Genomic DNA, 581 nt, shown 5'->3' with positions numbered 1-581 from the left:
GACAACAACTACGACCTCAACTATGCGGCAAAAGACGCCAATGATATAGCCGCCAAGTTCGGTACAGATGCTTCCAAGGTTTTCAAAATCACCGACACCAATGCCACCAAGGAAAAAATCCTGGCTGTCAAATCATCATTGATGAAATCCAAGGTCGATGACCGGGTGATTTTGTTTGTGGCAGGGCATGGGCTGTTGGATGATAATCTGGACTATTTTATTGGCACTCATGATGTGGATTTTGAGAATCCATCGGCCAGGGGCCTCCCTTATGAGGATTTGGAAAGTCTTTTGGATGGCATTCCGGCAAGGAAAAAGCTGATGTTTATCGATGCATGTCACTCAGGGGAGGTAGACAAGGATGATGCGGTTGTAGCTGAAGGAAACCCGACAGGTCTCAAAGACCTGTCGGGTTTGACGGCTACCATCGCCTCCCGAGGTTTCAAAACGATTGTGTCAAAATCCAATTCTTTGGGATTGGAAAACTCGTTCCAGCTCATGCAGGAGCTTTTTGCTGACCTGAGAAAGGGAACCGGAGCGGTAGTCATTTCTTCAGCCTCAGGTGCTGAGTTTGCCTTGGA

General features: G+C 47.7%; 1 protein-coding gene. It reads left to right on the top strand.

Annotation, left to right across the window (positions count from 1 at the left end; all coding sequences use genetic code 11):
• On the top strand, positions 1-581 hold a 581-nt coding region (locus tag AAOP42_RS00740; protein ID WP_349526536.1), incomplete at both ends, for a caspase family protein.

It is taken from the genome of Reichenbachiella sp. MALMAid0571, from assembly GCF_040151475.1.
GTDB lineage: Bacteria > Bacteroidota > Bacteroidia > Cytophagales > Cyclobacteriaceae > CAXBNB01.
Note: the sequence above shows the minus strand (reverse complement) of the source record. Positions and strands in the feature narration are given on the sequence as shown.